The 24,203-nt window shown below is 62.0% G+C and carries 22 protein-coding genes; 7 read left to right on the top strand and 15 right to left on the bottom strand.

The window, feature by feature from the left end; translation table 11 throughout:
• Positions 1-214: 214 nt before the first annotated feature.
• Both B7Z66_10275 and B7Z66_10270 read left to right on the top strand, forming a co-directional pair.
• Complete coding sequence (locus B7Z66_10275; protein ID OYV76073.1) at positions 215-745, top strand: hypothetical protein; 531 nt, start codon at positions 215-217, stop codon at positions 743-745.
• Positions 746-756: 11 nt separating this feature from the next.
• On the top strand, positions 757-1,695 hold the full coding sequence (locus B7Z66_10270; protein OYV76072.1) for a hypothetical protein: 939 nt from the start codon (positions 757-759) through the stop codon (positions 1,693-1,695).
• Positions 1,696-1,819: 124 nt separating this feature from the next.
• Here B7Z66_10270 and B7Z66_10265 read toward each other — a convergent pair whose 3' ends face one another.
• From B7Z66_10265 to B7Z66_10210, 12 genes are all read right to left on the bottom strand, one after another.
• Entirely contained in the window at positions 1,820-2,884 is a 1,065-nt protein-coding gene (locus B7Z66_10265) for an LPS export ABC transporter permease LptG (protein ID OYV76071.1), read from the bottom strand.
• Positions 2,881-3,969 (bottom strand): LPS export ABC transporter permease LptF, encoded by a 1,089-nt coding sequence (locus tag B7Z66_10260; protein ID OYV76070.1) that lies wholly within the window; start codon positions 3,967-3,969, stop codon positions 2,881-2,883. Before B7Z66_10260 ends, B7Z66_10265 begins: the two co-directional genes overlap by 4 nt.
• Positions 3,970-4,109: 140 nt before the next feature.
• A complete protein-coding gene (locus B7Z66_10255) occupies positions 4,110-6,203 on the bottom strand; it encodes a polyribonucleotide nucleotidyltransferase (protein OYV76069.1) in 2,094 nt (697 codons plus the stop codon).
• A 54-nt stretch (positions 6,204-6,257) separates the two neighbouring features.
• Entirely contained in the window at positions 6,258-6,524 is a 267-nt protein-coding gene (locus tag B7Z66_10250; protein OYV76068.1) for a 30S ribosomal protein S15, read from the bottom strand.
• A gap of 79 nt (positions 6,525-6,603) precedes the next feature.
• Positions 6,604-7,521 carry a tRNA pseudouridine(55) synthase TruB gene (locus B7Z66_10245; protein ID OYV76067.1) on the bottom strand — a complete coding sequence of 306 codons (918 nt, stop codon included), beginning with the start codon at positions 7,519-7,521 and terminating at the stop codon, positions 6,604-6,606.
• Between the two features lie 64 nt (positions 7,522-7,585).
• On the bottom strand, positions 7,586-7,969 hold the full coding sequence (locus B7Z66_10240) for a ribosome-binding factor A (GenBank protein ID OYV76066.1): 384 nt from the start codon (positions 7,967-7,969) through the stop codon (positions 7,586-7,588).
• Positions 7,970-8,061: 92 nt separating this feature from the next.
• Entirely contained in the window at positions 8,062-10,560 is a 2,499-nt protein-coding gene (locus B7Z66_10235; protein ID OYV76065.1) for a translation initiation factor IF-2, read from the bottom strand.
• A gap of 14 nt (positions 10,561-10,574) precedes the next feature.
• Entirely contained in the window at positions 10,575-12,080 is a 1,506-nt protein-coding gene (nusA, locus tag B7Z66_10230) for a transcription termination/antitermination protein NusA (protein ID OYV76064.1), read from the bottom strand.
• A gap of 24 nt (positions 12,081-12,104) precedes the next feature.
• Complete coding sequence (locus B7Z66_10225; GenBank protein OYV76091.1) at positions 12,105-12,506, bottom strand: hypothetical protein; 402 nt, start codon at positions 12,504-12,506, stop codon at positions 12,105-12,107.
• Positions 12,507-13,115: 609 nt separating this feature from the next.
• Complete coding sequence (locus tag B7Z66_10220) at positions 13,116-13,955, bottom strand: hypothetical protein (protein OYV76063.1); 840 nt, start codon at positions 13,953-13,955, stop codon at positions 13,116-13,118.
• A gap of 65 nt (positions 13,956-14,020) precedes the next feature.
• Complete coding sequence (locus B7Z66_10215; protein ID OYV76062.1) at positions 14,021-14,350, bottom strand: hypothetical protein; 330 nt, start codon at positions 14,348-14,350, stop codon at positions 14,021-14,023.
• Entirely contained in the window at positions 14,351-14,548 is a 198-nt protein-coding gene (locus B7Z66_10210; protein OYV76061.1) for a hypothetical protein, read from the bottom strand.
• Positions 14,549-14,552: 4 nt separating this feature from the next.
• On the opposite strand from B7Z66_10210, the gene B7Z66_10205 reads away from it, so the two are divergent.
• Both B7Z66_10205 and B7Z66_10200 read left to right on the top strand, forming a co-directional pair.
• Positions 14,553-15,098 carry a hypothetical protein gene (locus tag B7Z66_10205; protein OYV76060.1) on the top strand — a complete coding sequence of 182 codons (546 nt, stop codon included), beginning with the start codon at positions 14,553-14,555 and terminating at the stop codon, positions 15,096-15,098.
• On the top strand, positions 15,085-16,254 hold the full coding sequence (locus B7Z66_10200) for a hypothetical protein (protein ID OYV76059.1): 1,170 nt from the start codon (positions 15,085-15,087) through the stop codon (positions 16,252-16,254). Before B7Z66_10205 ends, B7Z66_10200 begins: the two co-directional genes overlap by 14 nt.
• A gap of 326 nt (positions 16,255-16,580) precedes the next feature.
• Here B7Z66_10200 and B7Z66_10195 read toward each other — a convergent pair whose 3' ends face one another.
• On the bottom strand, positions 16,581-17,627 hold the full coding sequence (locus B7Z66_10195) for a hypothetical protein (protein OYV76058.1): 1,047 nt from the start codon (positions 17,625-17,627) through the stop codon (positions 16,581-16,583).
• A 464-nt stretch (positions 17,628-18,091) separates the two neighbouring features.
• On the opposite strand from B7Z66_10195, the gene B7Z66_10190 reads away from it, so the two are divergent.
• The 3 genes from B7Z66_10190 to B7Z66_10180 all read left to right on the top strand — a co-directional run bounded on the left by B7Z66_10190 (position 18,092) and on the right by B7Z66_10180 (position 21,920).
• Positions 18,092-19,267 carry a hypothetical protein gene (locus B7Z66_10190; protein OYV76057.1) on the top strand — a complete coding sequence of 392 codons (1,176 nt, stop codon included), beginning with the start codon at positions 18,092-18,094 and terminating at the stop codon, positions 19,265-19,267.
• A gap of 62 nt (positions 19,268-19,329) precedes the next feature.
• The gene (locus B7Z66_10185) at positions 19,330-20,493 is read left to right on the top strand and encodes a hypothetical protein (GenBank protein ID OYV76056.1); all 1,164 of its coding nucleotides are present in this window, start codon (positions 19,330-19,332) and stop codon (positions 20,491-20,493) included.
• Positions 20,494-20,897: 404 nt separating this feature from the next.
• The gene (locus B7Z66_10180) at positions 20,898-21,920 is read left to right on the top strand and encodes a hypothetical protein (GenBank protein OYV76055.1); all 1,023 of its coding nucleotides are present in this window, start codon (positions 20,898-20,900) and stop codon (positions 21,918-21,920) included.
• A 225-nt stretch (positions 21,921-22,145) separates the two neighbouring features.
• Here B7Z66_10180 and B7Z66_10175 read toward each other — a convergent pair whose 3' ends face one another.
• Both B7Z66_10175 and B7Z66_10170 read right to left on the bottom strand, forming a co-directional pair.
• Entirely contained in the window at positions 22,146-22,358 is a 213-nt protein-coding gene (locus B7Z66_10175; protein ID OYV76054.1) for a hypothetical protein, read from the bottom strand.
• A gap of 94 nt (positions 22,359-22,452) precedes the next feature.
• Positions 22,453-24,129 carry a hypothetical protein gene (locus B7Z66_10170; GenBank protein OYV76053.1) on the bottom strand — a complete coding sequence of 559 codons (1,677 nt, stop codon included), beginning with the start codon at positions 24,127-24,129 and terminating at the stop codon, positions 22,453-22,455.
• Between the last annotated feature and the right edge of the window lie 74 nt (positions 24,130-24,203).

The following is a 24,203-nucleotide window of genomic DNA, read 5'->3' as shown; positions in this document are numbered from 1 at the left end:
CCCCTCGTTTGCCCTTATTTAGGCCTGCAGGTTTCAGGCCATCCATAAACGGTCAACGAGCGCGGCGTCCGACCGGCGCGAGGCCGGAGCGCACTATCCGGGACCACTCCGCGCGCCAATGCGGTGCACGAGCGCTCCGGCCATAGGCGTTCCGGGGCGCCATGGGCCATAATGATCCCTGCGGGTCCGCACCCGCCCGTCACCGGAGGTCCAAGTGTCGGAATCCATCGCAAACCACCAGTGGGATGTTCTGGCCCTGGACGCCACGGCCAGGGAGATCCCGCTGGCGCTCCGTGAGGACAGCCGCAATGCGGCGCTGGCCCTTGTGAACCAAGCCCGCCACACCCTGCGCCTGTTCACCCGGGATCTGGACCCCGCGCTCTATGATCACCTTCCGTTCTTGGAAGCGGTGCGCCGGTTGGCCACCCGCGGCCGTCTGTCCGGCGTACAGATCATGATCCTGGAACCGCAACGGGTCGTGCGGCGCGGCCACCGGCTAGTCGAGCTCAGCCGACGGCTTACCACGGGGATCGAGTTGCGCCGCCCGCAACCGGAGTATCGCGACCACACCGAACACTTCCTGATCGCGGATGAGACCGGCCTTCTGTTCCGGCCGCTGGAGGAACGCTATGAGGGCTGGGCGTCGTTCCGCGCGCCGCTGGCAGCGCGTGTCTGGCTTAAATTCTTCGCCGAGGCCTGGTCCGGCAGCGAACCGGACCCAGAACTGCAACGGTTATATCTATAGGAACGGATAAAATGATCCCTGACAACCCAAAAATCACCTTGCGCCATGCCGGAACCTGGACCGCGCGCGTATTCGTTGGTCTGTCGGGACTGGCGCTCGCGATCGGCGCCGTTGCGGGACCCAGTGCCGAACCCATAGAGGTGATCCCCCTGCACTACCGCACTGCCGCCGAAGTGCTGCCGCTGCTGCGCCCGTTCCTCGCGTCCACCGGGACCTTAGCCGGTGACGGCTACCGGCTCATCGTGCGCACCACACCAGAAAATCTGCACGAGCTGACCGCCCTGCTCCGTAAGATCGATGCGCAACCACGCCTGCTGCGAATCACGGTGGAGCAGGAGTCCAGCACCACGGGTTCACGCAGCGACGTCGAAATCAACAGCGGCGGCGGAACAGACCGCTACCGGGTCACGGCTCCCCCCCAGATCGGCGACCACGCCGGCGGCGGAACAATCGATAACGGTCTCCGGGCGCGGGTCTACCGGACCGAACCCGGTTCCGGGCGCGAAGACACCCAACAGATTCAGGTATTGGAGGGTCGTCCCGCCTACATAGATCTGGGCCGCTCGGTTCCAGTGGCCGATTCCTCGCTCGTGGTAGGTGGACCGCAGCCGCAGGTGCTGAATACCCTGCGCTACCGCGATCTCACCGTAGGCTTCCAGGTGGTGGCCCGTACCGCTGGTCAGCAGGTAATCCTGAAAATCCAGCCGCAGCGGGCGACACTGAGTCCGCGCGGTGGTGGCGAAATCGACGTGCAACGCGCACAGACTACAGTCACCGGCACCCTGGGCAAATGGATCGAGCTCGGTGGCGCGGCACGCCACTCTGACAGCAGCGCGACCGGGGTTGTCTACCAGACCCGGGAATTCGACCAGGACCTGCGCCGGATCCGCGTTAAGGTGGAACTCGCGCGTTCGTCTTCCCGGGATACCGCCGGCTCGGAACCACCGTAGCGGCGCATATTCCCGGACCGACCGCGCCTTGCGCAGCGGGCGGACCTACCCACCGGCGCCCGCGACACAAAACCGTTGCGCAGCGTGGACGGAAGTCGGCCCAGGAGTTCCAGGGCAACGCCGATCAATACACCCGGCGCAGCAGTACCACCGCCAACACCAGCGCCAGGCCCGCGGGCAGGAATGCGCCAAGGGCCGGCGGCAGATTGTACAGCAGGGTGACCTGACCGGCGGTCTGATCCAGCAACTGGAACCCAATCCCTACCAGCGCCGCGGCGACCATACGTTGGCCGATAGTGACCGAGCGCAGCGAGCCGAACACGAAGGGGACCGCCAGCACTACCATCAATCCGGTCACCAACGGCACACTCAGTTTGTGCCAAAAGGCCAAGGCATAGCGTCCCGGGTTCTGACCGGTACGCTCCAGGTAGCGGACGTACTTGTAAAGCCCAACCATGGAGAGGTCCTCCGGCGGGATGATCAGGCGTTTGAGCTGCCGTGGATCGAGGCGCAGAGGGCCGACCATGCGCCGCAGTTTGTGGACCTGCAGTCCATCACCGGTATAGATCACTTGGCGCACGTCCAGCAGCACCCACTGGCCGTTTCGGTAACGGGCCTGCGGCGCGGACTCGGTTTGTTTCAACTGGTACTGGTCGTCCAACTCGTAGACAGTAACGTCGCGCAGGGCATCACCTGCAACGACATCGCCGATGTGGATGAAGCCCTCCTGGTAGCGGATCCAAATTCCCCTAGAGGTACGCAGCGCCGGCTCCCCGGTGATGGCCGATACCCGCAAATCATGAGCGTATCGTTCCGCGGGCGGTGCCAAGCCTTCCCCGAGCACCAGCGCCAGAAACATGAGCAGCGCACCCGCCTTCAACACCGGCCAGGTGATCCTGGCTACGGACACCCCGGCAGCGCGGATCACCGCCAATTCATTGTTGTTGGCCATCAATCCGAGGGCTACGACCGAGCCTAGGAGCGCGGAGACCGGGAACAGCTCCAATATCTGGCGCGGCGTGAGCAGCAGGACATAGATCAGGGCAAGAGGCAAATCGTAACGCCCTTTCCCCACGTCTCCCAGTTCCCCCAGGAAATTGGTGAAGGCGAACAGAACCACCAACGCCAGCAGAACCAGTAGAACGCTCTCGACCACTTTGCCGGCGATATAGCGGTCCAGAAGCTTCATGCCGTGCTACCGCTCCGACTCCAGCGCAGCGACAGCCACGGTTGCAACAACAACACAATGGCTACCAGCAACATCAACCCATGCACCACCCCCAGACCAGGGTCCACCGGGAGTTTTCCGCGTTCCACCCAGGATTTAGCAACACCAAGCAAATTGTAGTAAACCGCGTACACCAGAATCGCGGTGAACACCCGTGCATACTTGCCCTGTCGCGGGTTCATGCGGCTCAGTGGCACTGCCAGCAAGACCAGGATCACCGTGGCCAACGGCATCGAGAGGCGCCATTGAAACTCGGCGATATCCCATCGATTGGTGGAACGCAGCAGTTTCAAGGTGGGCGCGGCGATGCGCTGGTGTACGAATGAGTCCTGCGAGGCGCGCTGCAACCAAGTGGTGAGCTTGTCGTAACGGACCACGCGGTAGACAGATCCGGACGCGTCCGAATCATAGCGATGACCGTTCTCCAGCACAATGGCATGACGCCCGGTCTGTTCATCGAGATAGTGGTATCCCTTGCGCGCCACGTATACCTGGTCGATGCCCTTGCTCCGCATGTGCACGAAGATATCCCGCATCTCGCGCTCTTGGGCGCCGAGCCCTGCCACATAGACCACACCGCGTCCACCGATAAGCTCGTGGAAGCGGCCCGGCGAGATCCCCGCCACGCCTGCCGACGACTCTGCCTGGTGGCGCACCGAATCGGCCATGTGGGCCGCCCACGGCTTTACGAACATGGACAGGACCGCCACCAGAATGGCAAAGCCCACCGCGAGGCCCAGCACAGCCCCCAGGATCTGGCGTTCCGACAGGCCGCAGGCCGCCAGTACGGTCATCTCCCGGTCACTGTACAGACGTCCAAACGCGATCAGCGTGCCGAGATACAGGGAGATCGGAAGCAGGATATCCAGCGACGCGATGAGTTTCAGGCCGAGCAGAATGGCAACCACCCGACCGGACAAGCCGCTGGACAGCGCATCGGCCAGCAGCAAGGCGATGCGATGGCTCGCGAAGATCACTAACAGGATGGCCGTGACTACCAGGAACGGAAGCGCGATCTCGCGGACTAGATAGCGCCGTATGATCAACCTCCAACCCCCTTGCGAACGCGCACGGTGGCTACACTATAAGCGGGCTATCCCACCGGGGGAAGAGCCTGTTGCTCACCCACCCGGGTACCACAAAAAAGGGGCCATAGGCCCCTTTTTGAGCGGCGGGAGAGTGACATTCAGTCGTTCACCGCCTTGATGCTGAGACGGATGCGGCCCTGCTTATCCACCTCCAGGACCTTAACCTTCACCAGGTCACCCTCCGAGAGCTTGTCGCTGACCTTCTGGACCCGCTCCTCGGAAATCTGGGAGATATGCACCAAACCGTCCTTGCCCGGCAGGATCGTCACAAACGCACCGAAGTCCATAAGCTTCGCCACGCGTCCATCATAAATCTTGCCCACCTCCACGTCAGCGGTGATCAGCTCGACGCGGCGTCGTGCCTCCTCGCCATCGGCCTTATCCACCGACGCGATCTTGACCGTGCCGTCATCGGTGATGTCGATGGTGGTGCCGGTCTCTTCAGTGATACTCCGGATGGTCACGCCACCCTTGCCAATGACATCGCGGATCTTGTCCGGATCAATCCGGAAGGAAATGATACGCGGCGCGTATTCGGACATCTGGGCACGCGGCACGGCGATCGCCTCCTGCATGCGGTCCAGGATATGCATCCGCGCGTCCCGCGCCTGCTGCAAGGCGGTGTCCATGATCTGGCGTGTAATCCCATCGATCTTGATATCCATCTGCAGGGCGGTAATACCGGCCTGGGTCCCCGCGACCTTGAAGTCCATGTCGCCCAGGTGATCTTCATCACCGATGATGTCGGTCAGCACCGCGAAACCGTCGGATTCCTTGATCAGGCCCATGGCAATACCGGCCACCGGGGCCTTGATGGGCACACCGGCGTCCATCAGCGAGAGACTGGTCCCGCATACCGATGCCATGGAGCTAGAACCGTTGGATTCAGTAATCTCGGAGACCACGCGCAGCACGTAGGGGAACTGCTCCATGGTCGGCATCACCGCCTGGATCCCGCGCTTGGCCAAACGGCCGTGGCCGATCTCACGGCGTTTCGGGGAGCCCACCATGCCGGTCTCTCCGACGCAATAGGGTGGAAAATTGTAATGCAGCATGAACGGGTCGCGGCGCTCGCCTTCGATGGCATCAATGATCTGGGCATCACGGCCGGTACCCAGCGTCGTTACCACCAAAGCCTGGGTCTCGCCCCGAGTGAACAAGGCCGAGCCATGGGCACGGGGCAGCACACCGGTACGAATGGTGATCGGGCGCACGGTGCGCGTGTCGCGGCCATCGATGCGCGGCTCGCCAGCGATCACCCGCCGGCGGACGACGCGCTTCTCCAGCCGGTCGATGCCACCTGATATGGCCTCCGCGGTCCAGCCGGCACCATCGGTCGCGGCGAGACGGGCCACCACGTCCGCTCGAATCTCGGCGACGCGATCCTGACGCGTGAGCTTCTCTTTGATCTGATAGGCCTCGGTCAGCGCCGCCTCGCAGGCCTCTGCCACCGCGGCGCCCAAGGACTGATCTTCGGAAACGGCTTGCCACGTCCAAGGCTGCGCCCCAACTTCGGCCTTCAGTTCCTGGATAGCGCGGATCACGATCTGCATCTGTTCGTGGCCGAACACCACCGCCCCCAGCATGACGTCCTCGGCCAGCTCCTTGGCCTCCGACTCCACCATCAGGACCGCGTTTGCGGTACCCGCGACCACCAAGTCCAGCTGCGAGTCTTTGAGGGCGGTCATGGACGGGTTCAGTAGGTACTGGCCGTCCTTGTAGCCGACCCGGGCACCCCCGATCGGACCGTTGAACGGGAGCCCGGAAATCGCCAGCGCCGCCGAGGCGCCGATCATGGCAGGGATCTCGGGATCCACGTCCTTGTTCAGCGACATTACCGTCGCGATGATCTGTACTTCGTTGCGGAAACCTTTCGGGAACAAGGGGCGGAGCGGACGATCAATGAGGCGGGAGGTCAGGGTTTCTTTCTCGGAAGGTCGCCCCTCACGCCGGAAAAACCCTCCAGGGATCTTGCCCGCGGAATAGGTCCGCTCCTGGTAATTCACCGTCAGGGGGAAAAAATCCCTCCCTTCGCGTGCTTCCTTTAACCCAACCGCGGTCACCAGGACCACAGTATCGGCCATATTCACTACGACTGCGCCGCTCGCCTGTCGGGCAATCTCACCGGTCTCCAGGGTGACCATATGATCACCGTACTGGAAGCTCTTCTTCACGGGTTTCACGTTCAACATTCCTGTATCGGATATAAAACTGGAGAGGAAGGGGCGCGCTACCCGCCCGCGGACCTAGCGACGCAGACCAAGGCGGCCAATCAACTCCTGATAGCGGGCGTGCTCGGTCCGCTTCAGATAATCCAGCAGCTTGCGCCGTTGGTTGACGAGCCGCAACAGACCCTGGCGGGAATGGTGGTCGTGTTTGTGGGTAGCGAAGTGACCGGTCAGATGGTCAATGCGGGCGGAGAGCAGCGCAACCTGGACCTCGGGGGATCCAGTGTCATCAGCCCCGCGCTGATAGTCTTGTACAATCTGCGACTTCTGTTCGCTGTTGATCATGAAATGGCTCCCGACTCGGACTCCGGCTAATCGCAATCCGCTATTGTAGTCTCCAGCCTCGAGGCGCACAAGGACCCCCTCAAGCGCCGCCCACCAGACGGCGCGGTGCAACCCGCCCGTCGTCCAAAATCTGCCCTACCCCCATGAATCGCTGGTCCCGCGCGTAGAGGCGCACCCAACCGCAAGTCGGCGCGTGGGGCACCAATACCGGTTGGCCCATACGCAGGTAATAGGCCGCATCATCGGACAAACGCACGTGTGGCCAATCGGTCAAGGCGCTCTCCATGGGAAGGATCACGCTGTCGAGACGGCCCGGATCCTCGTCGGCGAGAGACTGTAACGTGTCCAGGGTCACCATCCCGGCGGCCTCGTAGGGCCCCACACCCAGCCGGCGCAGCGCGCTGACGTGGGCTCCGCAACCCAAAATTTCGCCGATATCCTCCGCCAACGTGCGGACATAGGTCCCCTTCGAACAGAGCACGTCAAATTCCAGAGTCTCCGCCTCCAGTCCCAACAGGGTCATGGTGTGTATCACCACGGTACGCGGCGCACGCTCGACCTCCACTCCCTGCCGGGCAAGCTTGTAGAGGCGCTGGCCTTGGTGTTTTACCGCGGAGTACATGGGGGGTATTTGGTCCTGGGTCCCGATGAGGCCCTTCAGAACCCGTTCGACCCGGGCCCGATCCAGGCCCACCACTGGGCGGCGCTCCACCACCTCCCCCTCGGCGTCCCCGGTGGTAGTGCGCTCTCCGAGCCGGCACCGCACCCAATAGTGCTTGTTGGCATCCAACAGGAACCCCGAGACCTTGGTGGCTTCCCCCAAACACACCGGGAGCAACCCACTGGCCAGGGGATCGAGGCTGCCGGTATGCCCCGCCTTTTGCGCCCAAAACAGACGTTTGACAATCTGCAGAGCTTCGTTGGACGTCAAGCCGGTCGGTTTATCCAACAGGATGATCCCACTGATGTTTCTACGCTTCTTACCTAGTCGGGCCATTCCCTATCGCTGCCGTGTCGCTAACATTCATCTGTGGCCTCGCCAACCGGTCTCCCAGTCAGCGTTATCGGCCGCCCTTCTTCTCGTCCTCGGCCAGCGCCTGATCGATCAAGGAACTGAGTCTGGAACCGCGCTCAATCGAAACGTCATGTTGGAAATGTAACTGCGGGATCGTACGCATCACCAGCGTCTGCGAAAGGCGCCGGCGCAGGAAACCGGAGGCATGGTTCAACGCGGTCACCACCTGGCCCACATCCTGACCTGGGCCCGGGTCGGAACTCAGCACCGATACATATACGCGGGCGTGGGCCATGTCACGGCTTACTTCCACCCCGGTAACCGTCACCCAGCCCACGCGCGGGTCTTTCACCTCGCGCTGAATCATCCCGGAAAGCTCGCGCTGGATCTGCTCGCCAACGCGCCGGGTTCGACTGAATTCCCTAGGCATGGGTTGTGGTCCGTGGGGCGCTGGGATCCGAACGGCCATCGACCCGGGACACGGCCCCGATGATGGGGCAATGCACCGCCCGATGCGCGACCTCAAACGGTCCTGGCCACCTCCACACGCTCGTACACCTCAATCTGATCGCCGGACTTGACGTCGTTGTAATTGCGCACGCCGATTCCGCACTCCATCCCGGAGCGCACTTCGTTGACGTCATCCTTGAAGCGGCGCAAAGATTCCAGTTCACCCTCGAACACCACGACATTGTCCCGCAGCACCCGGATCGGGTTATTGCGACGTACCACACCTTCGAGCACCATGCACCCGGCAACCGCTCCGATCTTGGATGACCGGAACACGTCCCGGACTTCCGCAAGCCCGACGATCTGCTCGCGCATCTCCGGGGACAACATGCCGCTCAGTGCCAGCTTGACCTCGTCGATGACATGGTAGATGACACTGTAATAACGCAGATCCACGCCGGCCTCTGCGATAACCTTGCGCGCTGCGGCGTCCGCCCGCACGTTGAACCCGACCACGACCGCGTTGGACGCCACCGCCAAGTTGGCATCGGACTCAGTGATGCCCCCCACGCCGCTGGCGACGATCTTCACCTTCACTTCGTCCGTGGACAGCTGGGTCAACGCTTCCTCAAGCGCCTCCGCGCTACCTTGCACGTCCGCCTTGATAATCAGATTCAGACTGCTGGCCTCACCCTCGCCCATCTGGGAGATCACGTCCTCCAGATTGGCGGCGTGCTGGCGGGCCAGTTTGACGTCACGGTACTTGCCCTGACGATACAAGGCGATTTCGCGGGCCTTACGTTCATCCGACACCACCGTGACATCGTCCCCGGCATTGGGCAGGCCCGAGAGCCCCAGTACCACCACCGGTATCGACGGCGTAGCTGCGTCCACCGGCTTTCCGGCCTCGTCGAACAACGCACGTACCCGACCGAACTCCTTGCCGGATAGCACCACGTCGCCCTTGTGCAGTATCCCGCTCTGCACCAGTATCGTCGCCACTGGTCCACGCCCCTTGTCGAGGCTGGACTCCAGCACCACGCCACTGGCCGGACCCTCAGCAACAGCCATCAACTCCATGACCTCCGCCTGCAGAAGGATGGATTCCAACAGGCCGTCCACCCCGTCACCGGTCTTGGCAGAGACATTGGCAAACATCGCGTCGCCACCCCATTCTTCCGGGATCACCGCGTGCTGAGTAAGCTCCTGTTTCACACGATCCGGGTCCGCGTCCGGTTTGTCGATCTTGTTGACTGCCACCACGATCGGAACTCCGGCGGCCTTGGCGTGCGTGATCGCCTCGATGGTCTGAGGCATCACACCGTCGTCAGCAGCCACCACCAGTACTACGATGTCGGTCACCTTGGCGCCGCGCGCACGCATGGCGGTAAACGCCGCGTGGCCCGGCGTATCCAGGAAAGTGACCACACCCTTGGTGGTCTGCACATGGTAAGCGCCGATATGCTGTGTGATCCCACCCGCCTCACCCGCCGCCACCTTGGTACGGCGCAGATAATCGAGCAAGGACGTCTTGCCATGGTCAACGTGGCCCATAATCGTGACCACCGGAGGACGCGACACGGCGTCGACGTTGGCGTGATGCCCCGGCACCAATTCCGCTTCCAGATCGGTATCCTTGAGCAACTTGGGCTTGTGGCCGATGTCCTCCACCACCAGCGCCGCGGTTTCCTGGTCGATTATCTGGTTGATGGTCGCCATGATACCCATGCCGATCATGACCTTGATCAGTTCCGCCGCCTTGATCGCCATCTTTTGGGCGAGGTCACCAACGGTGATCGTCTCCGGAATCGTCACTTCGCGCACGATAGGCGCAGTCGGACGTTCGAACCCGTGCTGAGCGGTACCGCTCAGGGCCACGGGCCGGGACCGGGAGCGCTTCTTGCGCCGCCCGCTCTTGTCCACCGCAACGTGGAGTTCCTGGCGCCCGTAACGGGTCTCGCGGTCGTCCTTGGCCGGTTTGCGCTTGGACGGGCGCTCGGGCGCGGCTGCCGCCGGGGCGGGCGCCGCACGCGCCTGCTCCACGGCCACCCGCTGCTGTTCACTGGCAAGCCGCGCTTCCTCCTCAGCCTTGAGCCGGGCCTGCTCCTCCGCAGCTTTGCGTTCCAGCTCCTGGCGAAGCGCCTCGGCCTCCGCCTGGGCACGTTGCTCGGCGGCGGCGCGCTCTTGCTCCTGACGGGCCTGCTCTTCGGCCTCATCCTCGCGCCGCTTGGCTTCGTCCTTCAGGATCTCGCTGCGTTTGATGTAGGTTCGTTTCTGACGGACTTCGACGTTGACCACCGTCTTGGTGGCACCGCGCCCCTGCCCACCGCTGCTGAGCCGCAACTCGCTCTGCACCTTGCGCTTGAGCGTGACCTTCTTCGGTTCCGCGGCGACCACGGAGGTTTTGCCATGCACCTCCCGCAGGAAAGTCAGAAGGCGCACCTTGTCTTTGTCACTGATGGTCTCATCCGGGGTAGAGATCGGCAGGCCCGCCTCGCCCAACTGATCCAGCAGGCGCTCGACGGGTATCCCGACCACCTCGGCGAACTGCTTTACGGTAACCTCCGGCATAACGATCCTCGATCTCAGTTCTGTTGCTGCTGCTCGTTCTCGAACCAGGGCGCACGCGCGGTCATAATAAGGTGCGCGGCCCGCTCATCTTCCACGCCGGCGAGATCCTTCAACTCGTCGACGGACTGCTCGGCCAGATCCTCCATCGTCACCACCCCGCCGCTGGCGAGCCGATAAGCCAGCTCACGATCCATGCCGTCCATCTCGAGCAGATCCTGCGCCGGTTCCACCGCGCTCAACTTCTCTTCGTCGGCAATCGCCTTGATCAGCAGAACGTCTCGAGCGCGGTTGCGCAGCTCTTCCACGATCGTCTCATCGAACTCCTCGATGTTGACCAACTCTCCGGCCGGCACATAAGCGACCTCCTCGATGCTGGAGAAACCCTCCTGCACAAGGATAACGGCCACTTCTTCGTCCACGTCGAGTTGGTCCATGAACATCTTCTGTAGTGCCTGCCCCTCAGCCTCGCTCTTCTCCTCGGCCTGGGTTTCGCTCATTACGTTGAGTTCCCAACCGGTAAGCTGGCTGGCGAGCCGGACGTTCTGACCCCCGCGGCCTATGCTCTGCGCGAGCCGGTCCTCCGCCACCGCGATGTCCATGCTGTGCGAATCTTCATCAACGACTATCGATAGCACTTCCGCCGGCGACATGGCGTTGATCACGAATTGCGCCGGATTCTCATTCCACAGGATGATGTCGATACGTTCCCCCGTGAGCTCATTGGACACCGTCTGGACCCGGGAACCCCGCATACCCACGCAGGCGCCTACCGGATCGATCCGCGCATCGTTGGAACGCACCGCGATCTTCGCCCGCAGGCCCGGATCGCGAGCCGCCGCCATGATATCGATCAGGCCTTGCCCGACTTCCGGCACCTCCAGCTTGAACAATTCCAGCAGCAGTTCAGAACGGGTACGGCTGACGAACAGCTGTGGCCCACGCGGCTCTGGATGAACCTCATATAGAAACCCCCGCACCCGGTCACCCGGACGCAGAGCCTCCCGAGGAATCATCTCCTCGCGGGGAATCAATGCTTCCGCGTTGCTCCCCAGGTCCAGAACCACCCCGCCGCGCTCCATGCGTTTGACGATCCCACTCACCAGTTCTCCGGTGCGGTCCTTATACGACTCCACGACCTGCGCACGCTCCGCCTCGCGGACCTTCTGAACGATGACCTGCTTCGCGGTCTGGGCGGCGATGCGGCCGAAAGTAATCGATTCCAGCGGCTCTTCTATGAACTGCCCCACTTCCACCTGTGAATCACGCCCACGGGCCTCTGTCAGCGGGAGCTGGGCCTCGGGCTGCTCGATCTCGGCGCCGTCATCAAGAACCGCCCAACAGCGGAACGTGCTGTAATTGCCGGTATCCCGGTCAATGGCGACACGCACCTCGATCTCCCCGCCGTAGCGCTTCTTGGTCGCCGAGGCGAGCGCGGCTTCGATGGCCTCGAAGATGACCTCCTTGCCAACACCCTTCTCATTGGAGACGGCGTCCACGACCAGCAGTACTTCTTTGTTCATGACCACGACCTCCGAACCACTCGTCTACCGCTCCGGAACCAGACGCGCCTTCTCGATCTGCTCCAACGGTATGCCGATCTCGTTCCCGTCTTCCTCGATCACCACCTGGTCGTCACGCATACCCAGCAGACGGCCGGTGAACTTGCGCCGCCCATCGAGCGCGGCCTCCACTTGGATCCGAACGCGGCTGCCGGCGTGGCGTGCGAACTGAGGTGCGTTGAACAACGGCCGGTCCACTCCCGGCGACGACACCTCCAGAACATAGTGCCCGACGATAGGCTCTTCCACGTCCAATACCCCACTTACCTGTTCGCTCACCCGCTGGCAGTCCCTCAAGGTGATGCCGGTAGTCTGATCAATGTAGAGCCGCAGCAGCGTACCACCACCGTGCGGGTGAACTTCCACTCCCAGCAGTTCGTAGCCCATGGTGCCGACCACCGGCTCCAGCAGTTGCTGCAAGTCATTCGTTGCGCCGCGCACCCTCACGACCCCGCAAACAAAAAGTGGGCACGAGGCCCACTCCAAAAACCCAACACCCTAAATCGGCTTACGCTACAAAACCGCCGACACCGCACTCCACACGCGTCCCCGCGGGCTGCGCCCCTGCGAAAGACACGGGCGCAAAAAAGGCCCTCACCGGGGCCTGCCACCGTCTACCTCTAGATGGTCGCGGGAAACCGGAACGTCGTTCAGACCGCCCCAATCCGCTTGCTAGCCCCGCTTCGGTGTACGGATTTTACACAACCAGCGGCTCGGGTTCAACGCGGGTGGTAATCCCGCACCCCGAATCCCGTCGGCCCGGCAATGACAGGATTTGTGAACACCCTCCCAAACACCAACACCGATCGTCTCTATGATGACTCTCGTCCGGCCGGCAAACCCTGGCCCCTGCCATCCTACCGACCATGAGGTCGAACGCCTGCCATGAATCCCCTGGGATCGAACGGAAAGCCGGCAACGCGCCGCGTGCCTCCCCCAACAGGTCGCGCCCTGAGACAAGATATTTATTTTATACTATTGATATCAATAACGTTCTTAACATCCGCCTGCGTACCCAGTGGTGGCGGCCCCGGCACCGGACCCACCCTGGCCCCCACCCAGATCGGCGGTAGCGTCGGGGACGGACCGGTGCAAAGCGCGACCGTCACGGTGACCGACGCCTCGGGCGCACATTCGGCCCAGACGCTCAGCGATTCCACCGCCAAATATACCGTTACTATTCCTACCGGAACCGTCTACCCGATCCGGATCACCGCCCTCGGCGGCACCGACATGGTGAGTCAGACGGCGCCGGGATTCACCCTGATGTCCGCTGCAATGTCCGCGGACCAGCGCACTGCCAACCTCAACCCCATCACTACCTTTATTGTGCGGGCCGCCGAGGCTCTGCCGGGTGGCCTGACGGCTGCCAACCTGACCCAGGCGCGTCAGGGCGTCCTGCAAGCGCTGAATTTCGGCCTGGATCCCGCCCAGGTCGCGGACCCCGTTTCCACTCCGGTGACCCCGCTGAACGTGGCCGGCGTGCTGCGAGCCAACCAAGCGGTAGCGGAGCTGATCAAGGGTACTCAACAGGCCCTCCAGGTCGGCGGGATGACCGCCAGCCAGGACGAGATCGCGCAGGCCTTGGCCGCGGATGCCGCGGACGGGAGCCTGGACGGCCGCGGACCTGCCGGTGTCAATCCCCGGATCTCGGCCACCGCCAACGTGGTATCTGCCCAGATCCTGGTGCAAACCTTGTCGAATCAGCTTCAGGTCGATGGGGTCAATGCGATGCCGGCCCTCGACAACGCCCTGCGACTCACCATGCCATCGGCGCCGGCGTCCGTGGTGATCACTAACGTGGCCACCACGGATGGAATTCTGGCCGAGGCCCAACGCGCGGTGCGCGCCGCCCGGGCGGTCTCTTCGGCTCCCATATTGGGCACCCTGGAAACGGCCCTTCAGGGCCTGCCGGCAGGCGCAACGCCCCAGCAGGTCGCCGCGGCCCTGCCCGCGGGCGTAGACACAGCATTAGCCAACGCAATCGTCCAAGTGGCCGGCGCTTCCCAGAATACCCTCGACGCCATCAACACCGCGGCCGCGGCTCCCCTCACCGTACCCGCGCCCCAGGTCGCCCTGTCCGTGACGCCGACCGCGGTGACCGCGGGCGGCTCCGCGACCTTGACGTGGTCCGCTTCGGGGGCCACCTCCTGCACCGCGGCCGGCGCCTGGTCCGGGGCCCGCGCCGCGGTGGGCAGCACGGGCACCGGCGCTCTGGGCGCCACTGCCACCTACACCCTGACCTGCAACGGCGCAGGTGGCAGCACCGCCCGGTCGGTAGCCGTGACCGTGAACTCAATTCCGGCCCCGGCCCCGGCCCCGGCCCCGGCCCCGGCCCCGACGCCGACGCCGACGCCGACGCCGGCCCCGACGCCGACACCCATCCCCACGGGCGGCGGCACGACCCCGCCACCCGCCGTGAACCACATCCCCGTGGCCGCAAATGACACCACCACCACCGGCCTCAATACGCCGATCACGATCAACGTGCTGGCCAACGACTCCGGCCTTCAGGATGTCCCGATCACCTTGAGCCTGATGGGCAGCCCGTCCCACGGTAGCGCCACCATCAATGCCGACCAGTCCATTACCTACACTCCCGCAACCGATTTCGCGGGGCAGGACCTCTTTACCTACAAGGTCACGGATGCAAACGGCGACATGGCGACCGCCACCGTCACCGTCACCGTCAACTGCACCACCTGCGCTACCGCGACCTTGACCTTGGCGTGGGACCCGAGCGCCCAAGCGGTGCAGGGCTACCGGGTGTACTATGGAAGCACGGCCACTACCGCGACCCAGCGGGTCACAGACCTCACCACGGGCTCCACTGGCTTCAATGCCTCAGCCCCCAGCGTGAAGTTCAACGCTTGGAACGACCTGCGGCTGCGGACCGGTGACCAAGTGTGTTTCCGGGTGACGGCGTATAACAATACAGGCGAGTCAGGATACTCAGCGCCCGTGTGTGCCGGCCTATGATCTGGCACGGCGCAAGCCAGGGAATCGCGGGGAGACACAGCGCTTGCAGAATCTGATCCGGGCCGTCACATTCGCCGCAGTCTGCGGCGTTTGCACAGCGGCATTCGCCGCCTCGCCCCCGTACGCGCCCAGCCCCGTTGTCACCAGCGTCAACTGGGACTTCTCCAGTCTGCGCAGTGCCGCCCCGGGTAGCGACCTCTGGCCGGTCACCTGGGCGGACGACGGCAATCTGTACACCTCCTGGGGCGACGGGGGCGGTTTCGGTGGTACCAACAGCCTAGGACGTGTGAGTATCGGGTTCGCGCGCATCACTGGGACACCCAGCAGCCTCAGCGCCACGAATGTATTTGGTGGCGTGAGCGCGCTCACGTCGGCTACCTTCGTCGGCAAGGCGGGCGGCATGCTATCAGTCAACGGCGTGTTATACATGACCCTGGAGCTGCAGGATCAATGGCTCAAACTGAAGCTCGCGCGCTCTACTGACCACGGTCAGACCTGGCAGTTCAACTCACTGACCAGCTGGGACTTCGACGAGCCGGACGGTGCCTTCAGCGACATGAGCTTCCTGAACTTCGGCAAGGATTACCAAGGGGCACGCGACAGCTACGTCTACGCCTACTCGCAAGACAAGCGCGCCACCCACGACAACGTATGGCGCACCAACACCATCGCCATGGCCCGGGTACCGAAGGACCAGGTCATGAACCGGAGTGCCTACGAATACTTCGCGGGCCTGGACGCCAGCGGCAACCCCATCTGGACAACGGCCATAAACGCGCGCAAACCCGTGTTCAGCGACCCTAACGGTGTAGGCTGGGCAGTACGCGTAGACTACGATCCCGGCATTAAGCGCTATCTGCTCACGACTTGGCACAGCTGGGACGGATCCTGGGGAATTTTCGATGCCCCAGAGCCCTGGGGACCCTGGACCACGGTCGCCTACTACGCGCAATGGATCGACAATCAGCCGAAGTTCGGCTTCAGCTTTCCGCAGAAGTGGTTGAGCCCCGACGGGCGCAGCTTCGTCATGGTCTTCTCAGGCACCGGCCCCTATGACGGCTGGAACACCGTCAGCGGGACCTTTGTGGTTAGTGCCGTCCCCGCCGCGTCCGCGCCCCCGATACCCACCGACGTGCGCCTGACTACTTCCCCCTAGGCCGTGGCACTCGCATAAATCCCAGCCGTTGAAGCCGGACCAGAGCGTTGGGTTCATCCGCGAAATGCACGAAAACTTCGCGCCATGATCAGTGGGTTCCGCGCTAAATTTTAGCGATGCAGCACTGAAACTAAGTGCTATTTCCGCTCGCCCCGCACTACTCACGGGTGTTCGTTGCACCGGTGCCTAGGCGCACCGCCCAGGTGGCAGTCGCGCACCCACCGACGCCGACGATACACTCGACGCCACATCAAAGACGGGCACAGGGACTACGCTCTGTCATGGCAAAGAAAACGCCGCAGCAGGAGATCGATGAGACAGGCCAGCTAGCCCGCAGGGAGATTCTGGTTGATCTCAGTGCGCAGATCTCGCGGACGCAGGTCTAGAACGAACAGCGCCACCGCCGCACCCGGTGCAAACCCCAGCACGTTCATGATACGGCCAATCAGCGCGAAGGCCACGGTCTGCGCGGGCGGGATCCCGGCCATGGCTAACAACAGCACCAGAATACCCTCCAACACGCCGATGCCATCCACCGCGATAGGCAAACGTGACACCAGGAGTGCCACCGATAGCGCAGCGACGAACTCCAGTGCACCGACGTGCACCCCAACCGCGAGGGCAATCAAGTACCCCATTAACAGCGAGGTCAGCTGCTCAACCACGGTCAGCAGAGTAAATACCATGAGTACCCCGGGCGTTGCGCGGTAAGCAAGATAGGCATCGCCCACGCGGACGAGTAACCGGCCTACTCTGGAATCGGATTTCTTCTGGAAAAAAGCCGCGAGCCAGCCTCGAAAAACGCCGCTGAACGACAGACCAGTCCCCACCAAAGTCAACCCGAGTACCACGACCACCGTCATCAGGAGGTCCCGGAGCTCTGTAGACTCCTGGTGGCGTGAAATCAGGTAAAGTACTGAGATCGCCGCGACCGACAGGCCCACCACAAAACCCACCAGCCGCTCCAGAACAATGGATGCGGTTCCTACGGCACCGCACCCGGTGCGCCTCCACAGCCAGACGGCGCGCAGGGCATCGGCGCCAACGGTTGCAGGGAGTATGGTGGCCCACAATGACGCGAGTGAATAGATACTCCAATTTTCCAAGAACGGCACCCGCAAAGCTTGGGCACGCAGCAATAGACCCCATTTGTAGCTCATCTGGAACCGATCTAACACGTACAGGGAATAGGCCAGGAGAATAAGGCCACCACGCGCATGGCGTACGGTATCGTAGAACTGGCCCCAGTTGACAACGTAGGCCAGAATCCCAACCGCAACAAACGAGAACAGTAGACGAGCCAGTGTGGGCCTGGAAATGGACACTGGGCCGCGCGCCTCAGCAAGCCGCCGCGGAAACGGCGCCGCGCGCAGCCGAGAGCCGCATCCCTACCCCCGCCACGACCACCATCGGGGCACACAGGACCCGGTGGCGGTGCCACCGTCCATGGTCACTCCCCCGAAAACGGTGTCCAATCCGGCTATGCACGCGCCAAACTCCCATAGTGACTCCGTTGGCCACTATAGCAGGCTATTCCTCCAAACAAACACGCACCAACGAGGGTCATAGTCGCCATACCGCGCACCGGGCGCGGCCCGGACTCCAAGCTGGGCATCGGCATGGCCCCACCTCCTATGCAGAAATCATGGGCGTGGCTATAATGATCCCAGGGGAAACAGTCCTAAAGGCTCGTGTCGATCGCATTGCGGGCGAACCGTAACGTGCGGGAACCAACAGTCCGGGGCAAGTTTCAAAAGATGCACCAAACACGTGGTGCTCCGCGCGGGACTGAAACGCAGCTGCCCCGCTAGTGTAGTGTCGCACCCACCGCCGCTCCGTGGCGTTGCGGTACACACCACCATGGGGAGTCCGCACAGTGCCTGATCTGTCGTCACTTCGGAGATTGTCCCGCTCCCTGCGGCGGCTGGGTCAAACCCATTACCCAAGATTTCTTTTCGGTGCCGGTCTCCATCCGGGTGAGATCCCGATCTTCGTCTTCCATGACGTACGGCCTGACGAATTCGCGGCCGACCTGGAGTTTCTGCGCAGAAATCACTATCGGTGCCTCAGCGCAGATGAGTACTTGGAACGTCAGGGGCGCCCGTGCACCGAGCGAGCTGTACTGCTGACATTCGACGACGCGGTTCAAAACTTCTATGACGTTACTCTCCCTCTGCTGCGGCAATACGAATGCCCAGCGACTTTGTTCGTCCCCACATTCTGGATGCGCGGCGCGGCGTCCGAATCCGAAACGGCCACCGTAGCGCCGTCGGGGCGCGATGGCTTCATGTCCTGGGATGGATTGCGTACCTGTCTGGAATCGGGGTTGGTCGACGTCCAACTCCATGGGCACCGTCACGCCCTGGTCTTCACCTCGAACCGCCTAGTCGGATTCGCCTCCCCGGAGCTGCTGCGCCGGCACCACATCTTCGACTGGCCGATGCGGCGCGAAGCCAAATGCGACGCCCTAGGCCGTCCCGCGTTGGGCACCCCGATCTATGAAGCGCAGCCCCTGCTCAGCGCTCATCACCGCATCATCGAAGACGAGGCCGCCGCCGATGCCTGCGGACGCATGGTATCGGAGGCAGGCGGTGCGATGTTCTTCGAGCGGCCGGGCTGGGCAGCCCAGCTACGGGCCGTCATCAAACAGCACCGGGGCGCGATGACACCTATTCCCCCTGGCGCCTTGCGCTCCTTCGTCGCCTCGGAATTTGAGCAGGCCGCGGCGCTCTTCGCCCGGGAGCTTGGCACCCGCCCCAGGCATCTGGCCTACCCCTGGCAGCTAGGCTCGGAGTTGTCTCTGGAACTCGCACACGAAGCCGGGCTGAGGTCGGTATTCGGCGTCGGGTTGGACTTCAGACGCATCCGCCGACTCCGTACGCCGGTCCCCGCGATTGCGCGCATCAAGGGAGAGTGGCTACGATTCCTGCCGGGCGAGGGACGCCGGCATCTGCGCGAGGTGATCCCGGAAAAAGTCCGCAGCTTCATCCGATCCCAGCACTTCGCGCACTGAGCCTGGCACGGCTAACCGTCGGATCCCAACACCGGTATTTTTACGCCTATGGAAACATCCCCATGAGCACAAAACAAATCCGAAGCCGAGTGATCTGCGTGATGGGCCGGCCATTGGATCAGGATGACGGGATCGGCGTCTACACCCTGCAATTGCTGCGCAACATGTTGCAACTGGATCCTGCCAGCCGCTACGTCATACTGCTGCGAACACCGAAGCACGCTGCTACATTCCAATCGTATCCCAATGCAGAAACCCGCGTGATTCCGGCCCGTGTAAAGCTGTGGTGGGATCAGATCAGCGTAGCCAGGGCGGCTCGGTCAGTGGGCGCCGACATCATCTTCAACCCGAAATTCTCCATCCCGTTCCTATCGATGCGCCCAAGTGTCTTCGTCCTCCATGGATCTGATTGGTATGTTAACCCCGGGAACTACACGTGGTGGGACAACCTCTACATTCGGGTAATGTTGCCTCTGTACTGTCGCAAGGCGGCCAAACTGCTCTCGATATCCGATATCGCCTTGGCGGACATGGTTAAGTACGCCAACATCGACGCCACTAAGGTCACTCCGAGCTACGCCGCACCGGGACCACACTTCCGGCCTATCAATGATCGTACCGCGCTGCAGGCATTCGCACAGCGCCATCACCTTCCGGAGCGCTTCATCCTTACCGTCGCACGGGCCTACCACACCGGGCACGGTGGGGTTCTCGAATACCCGGGCGGCAACAACGAGAACCTCATCGGCGGCTACCGACGATACCGGGCCGCCGGCGGCCGACTCCCCCTGGTGGTCGTGGGGCGGGACATCGATGCCTATCTGCACCGACGCGGATTCGATGAAACCGCCCTGGAAGGCGTATATTTCACCGGGTTCATCCCCAACGAGGAAATCGTCCACGCGTACAACCTCGCGGACTTCTTCATCCTCTGCACCTTGTATGAAAGTTTCCCGCTGCCTGTTACCGAAACCATGGCCTGCGGGTGCCCAGCCATCCTGCCCACCACGGGCGGCTGCAGGGGTGTGGCACAGGAAGCAGCACGTTATATCGATCCCCATGACGTCGATGACATCGGAAACGCAATGACCGAATTGGCCGGCTCCGAAGATCTGCGGTCACGAATGCGCGACGCCGGACTACGACGGATACAGGAGTTCACATGGGCAAAGACCGCCGAGCGCACGCTCGGCGTCTTCGATTCGCTGGCATCCCGTGCCGGTTGACCAACAACAATAACCGCCGATCAACGATCACCTCCAACACCGCTTGCGGATAGCCTGCACGTGACTACGGCCCGAACCGAAAGCACGGCCGTTGGACCGGGCCAGTACGGATATGCCTAGCTACGGATTCCGTGCGCGGAAATACGCTACGCCCATGACACCCTGCCTTTCGTGGGCATTGAAGACACACAGTTCATATCGGTTCCATCAAGAATGCAACACCACACTAGCGCGCCCCATGTGTTAGAGTGTTTTGACAGGGGGGCTCGCGGCCATCCACGATGGCAGGCGGGCAGTTAGGCTAGGATGCAACGCCGATACCAGTGGTCCAGTTCCGCAACGTACTGCACGACGCTTTCCCATAGCGTGAAGAAAGTAGATCAACTAATCAGAGGAGGTGAATCATGATTAGAAGACAAACACGAACCGCCCTGGCGCTGCTGCTCGGGCTGCTGACGTGTGTACTTGGAGTCGCCGCTCGTGCGGACAGCACCGAAGGGGGTCCCGCCGTACACCGTGTCCACGGTCCACTCTCTGTCATGGTGCTGGGGTCCAGTGGCCCTATGCTGCAGGCGAGCGGTAGGGCGAGCGCCGGCTACCTGGTGTTTACGGACGGTCAGCCACGGGTGTTTATGGATCTGGGCAGCGGTACCTTCAAGAGCCTTGCCATGAGCGGTACCCATGTCGCGCAAGTAAACTATATCCTGCTCAGCCATTTGCACATTGACCACACCGCAGATCTTCCCGGGGTGATCAAGGGCATATACTTCGACGGCCGGGAACAGGGCGATCCTCACACGGCACCAATCCAGGTCTACGGCCCGGGCACGGATAACCCGATGTTCCCATCCACCACCCAGTTCATGGACGGGTTGTTCGGGCCGACGGGTCTGTTCCGCTACCTCCGTTCCTTCGTGGATGGTGCGGACGGTCCTCCCGCACTCGGGGTGTTCGGTTATCAAGCTCACGATCTTTCGCCAGTGTTCCAGGGCGCCACGGTCAATACGATCGTGAACGAAAACGGGTTGGTGATCAAAGAAATCGCGGTGGACCATTTGGAAGCCCCAGCCGTTGCCTACCGCATAGAGTACAAGGGGTACAGCATCGTCTACTCGGGCGATACGCACTCTACTACCGACAATATGGTGAAGCTAGCTCAGGGCGCTGACCTTCTGATTTACGACACGTCGATCCTCGACAACCAGCCGCCGCCCTCCTCGCCATTCGCCAAGCGGCACACTACGCCGACCCGGATGGGACAAGTGGCGGCTATGGCCAATCCACGCGAACTCGTGCTTTCGCACCTGACCCCGATCAGCGCGCCAAACGTGCCACTAATCAAGAAAATCATTCGGGCGCAGGGATACACTGGAAAAATTAGCGAAGCGCACGATCTTAAGGTATACAACGTAGGCACAGACGACTAGATCAGCGGCTTTTACGCGAGTCCGCTGCACAGCGCCCCGGGGACGGACGAACATCGTCGGTCACCGGGGTTTCTTTTTGAGAAATAAGGGGGACACCTCGGCCTCGAAGCGACACGCCTTGGCTATCGCGCTCTTGAGGTTGTCAGGGACCAGGAGCACGGCCGCGCACCGCATGTGCTCGAAGGTGCGAACATTGGGGCCGATCCAGTCCACCAACTGCTGGGGCTAGGTCGCCTCGGCGTAGACGTCGGATCCTCCAAGCACGGCAACGAAGATCAGCGCCTCACGGACCTCGCCGGTGTCGAACTGGAGGATGGGGACCGTGTCGCCGCTGTAGTCCCTCAAAGCGCGATCCTTTATGCAATCTAACGATTGCCTGCAACTGTAAAAATGGTCGGTGAAAAATAAGAATCGTTTGTCGCCGACCCCTTTTCCCATGACCTCGCCGCTGCCACAACCAGCGGCATTGGACGCTGTTCGCTCTTGACACAGGGCCGGCTAATGGGCGTTCGCTTTGGTCCGCTCAGGCATCCTAGTGATTGAGCAATGTACCGTTCTTCAGCAACCGAATAGCTCGCTGCGCTCTTAGGTCACCCTGCGCCGCGGCCTTGCGCCACCAATACAAAGCGCGGGCGCGGTTTTGGGCCACGCCGGCGCCTTTGTAGTAGGTAACCGCGAGGGAGTCCTGTGCCGCAGCCAAGCCCTGCGACGCGGCCCTCTTAAGCAAGTCGACAGCCTTGCCATAGTCCTGCGGCACACCCTGACCTTTGTAGTACATGACCGCTAAGTAATATTGCGCTGCAGCGAGTCCCTGTGCCGCGGCTTGTTGGCACCAATGCGCGGCCTTTCCATAGTCCTGCGGAACCCCCTGGCCCCTGTAGTACATGACCGCTAGGTAGTATTGCGCTGCAGCGAGTCCCTGCGCCGCGGCTTGTTGGTTCCAATGCGCCGCCTTGCCAAAATCCTGCCGTACACCCTGCCCATTGTAGTACATGAGCGCGAGATTGAATTGCGCTCTAGCGAATCCCTGCTCCGCGGCCTGTTTGGACCAATGCGCTGCCTTGCCAAAATCCTGCGGCACACCGAGCCCATCGTGATAATCGGCCCCGAGACTGAATTGCGCCTGATCGAAACCCTGGGTGGCAGCCTTCCTGTACCAGTAGTTGGCTTTCTCGTAGTCCTTGGGTACACCTAACCCCTCGTGGTACGCGACTCCGAGATTGTACTGTGCTCGGACAACACCCTGTGTCGCAGCCTTTCTCCACCAGTAGACGGCCTTGGCATAGTCCCGTGGTACGCCCCGCCCCATTTCATATTCGATACCAAGACTGTACTGCGCTTCCGGAAATCCTTGCGCCGCGGCCATTTTCCACCAATGAATAGCACGCGCAGCGTCCTGTGGTACACCGGTCCCATTGTAGTAGTCGAGGCCGAGGCTGTACTGCGCCATCGCATCCCCTGCTCTGGCCGCACTTTCCAATTCCCGTGTCTCGCTCGGGAACTCGGGGGGCGCGGCCCCAGCGGATTGCGATCGTTTATAATCGAGCCCCATCGCATCAATATCCTTTAGGGACATGATCGGAGCGTACATAATTTCCGAAATGTCTGACGTACGTGCAAGGCCGAAGTACTGCTCCCCTATGGCTCGTTTTACCATCTTGTATATACGAAGTCCGACTTGTGCTCGAGTACTCTTCGCAAGCGTGGTTGATCCGAACATTCGAGCGATTGAAATGACGGACGTGCGCGTTATCCGGTCATTCCTCGCAAACAGAAAACGAAGTGACTGAGACGAGTCATTTATGTCACGCGTCGTGAGCGCGATGACGACAAGCTTTTTACTCGTATCCGGCAGCCGCAGCCCGACCTCATGTGCTCGCGCCAGGATATCCCGGACCGCCAGTTGAGACTGATTTGGAAGCGGATGCATATCTCCGATTCCCATCGGCAGCGATGCGCGTACGTGAATCTTCAGTTCCTTACTTAATTCGTGCGCCAGCTGCACGGTATATTTATATGGAAAGTCACCTATGGGTAGTAAATAGACGTCCGTCGGTGGCCCCAGCGTCTCAGGTTTTATGGGTTGTGACTGGCCGGCACAGCCCGCCACGAATAACAGAACGAGAACCGTGACGATTCCACGCAGACGTCTAGCGCACATATTGCTCTCATTTATGTTTTCTGTGTAATTAGGATTGTACCGTCCCATCACTCAGCCCAAGTGCTAAAGAGGGCATTCAAATATTGTTCATATTTTGATTCCGATTCCGAGGACGGTATATC

Source organism: Chromatiales bacterium 21-64-14, from assembly GCA_002255365.1.
Classification (GTDB): Bacteria; Pseudomonadota; Gammaproteobacteria; order 21-64-14; family 21-64-14; genus 21-64-14.
Note: the sequence above shows the minus strand (reverse complement) of the source record. Positions and strands in the feature narration are given on the sequence as shown.

Coding starts and splice junctions, on each gene's coding strand:
- B7Z66_10270 (OYV76072.1), top strand. CDS start 757: ATGATCCCTGACAACCCAAAAATCACCTTGCGCCATGCCGGAACCTGG.
- B7Z66_10265 (OYV76071.1), bottom strand. CDS start 2,884: ATGAAGCTTCTGGACCGCTATATCGCCGGCAAAGTGGTCGAGAGCGTT.
- B7Z66_10255 (OYV76069.1), bottom strand. CDS start 6,203: ATGTTGAACGTGAAACCCGTGAAGAAGAGCTTCCAGTACGGTGATCAT.
- B7Z66_10250 (OYV76068.1), bottom strand. CDS start 6,524: ATGATCAACAGCGAACAGAAGTCGCAGATTGTACAAGACTATCAGCGC.
- B7Z66_10245 (OYV76067.1), bottom strand. CDS start 7,521: ATGGCCCGACTAGGTAAGAAGCGTAGAAACATCAGTGGGATCATCCTG.
- B7Z66_10240 (OYV76066.1), bottom strand. CDS start 7,969: ATGCCTAGGGAATTCAGTCGAACCCGGCGCGTTGGCGAGCAGATCCAG.
- B7Z66_10235 (OYV76065.1), bottom strand. CDS start 10,560: ATGCCGGAGGTTACCGTAAAGCAGTTCGCCGAGGTGGTCGGGATACCC.
- nusA (OYV76064.1), bottom strand. CDS start 12,080: ATGAACAAAGAAGTACTGCTGGTCGTGGACGCCGTCTCCAATGAGAAG.
- B7Z66_10225 (OYV76091.1), bottom strand. CDS start 12,506: ATGGGCTACGAACTGCTGGGAGTGGAAGTTCACCCGCACGGTGGTGGT.
- B7Z66_10210 (OYV76061.1), bottom strand. CDS start 14,548: ATGTGGTTCACGGCGGGTGGCGGGGTCGTGCCGCCGCCCGTGGGGATG.
- B7Z66_10185 (OYV76056.1), top strand. CDS start 19,330: ATGAGCACAAAACAAATCCGAAGCCGAGTGATCTGCGTGATGGGCCGG.
- B7Z66_10180 (OYV76055.1), top strand. CDS start 20,898: ATGATTAGAAGACAAACACGAACCGCCCTGGCGCTGCTGCTCGGGCTG.
- B7Z66_10175 (OYV76054.1), bottom strand. CDS start 22,358: ATGGGAAAAGGGGTCGGCGACAAACGATTCTTATTTTTCACCGACCAT.
- B7Z66_10170 (OYV76053.1), bottom strand. CDS start 24,129: ATGGGACGGTACAATCCTAATTACACAGAAAACATAAATGAGAGCAAT.